At 41.8% G+C, this 318-nt stretch carries 1 protein-coding gene; it reads left to right on the plus strand.

Annotated features, from left to right (window positions below; all coding sequences use genetic code 11):
• The coding region (locus FPZ45_RS25560; RefSeq protein WP_222430787.1) for a hypothetical protein at positions 1-230 on the plus strand (230 nt) is incomplete at its 5' end.
• Positions 231-318 lie beyond the last annotated feature (88 nt).

Raw genomic sequence — 318 nt, forward strand, 5'->3', positions numbered from 1 at the left:
GCAAAGTTAATCAGAATTTCAATATCCCGCTATGGTCCACCAAAACGATTCAACGGGCAGCCTTATCGGGCTGTTTTTTTGCAACCTTTGCTGCTAAATGCGTCAAGTTTGTACGATTTATCGCACAAGCGACCCTAGTTTTGGTGGGGTTGAAGCCATTTTGTACGATTTATCGCACAAAAAGCGGTCGGGTGGGGTCAAGTCCATTTTTATGTGTATATTCTCTTTAGATGAGGTTAGCCGGATGCAGTTAAACACGGCTACCTTTTTCTTTTTTCCATACTAGGTATGTCCGCATGTCAATAAATCGTTTTTCTT

It is taken from the genome of Cohnella terricola, from assembly GCF_007786475.1.
Lineage (GTDB): Bacteria > Bacillota > Bacilli > Paenibacillales > Paenibacillaceae > Cohnella > Cohnella terricola.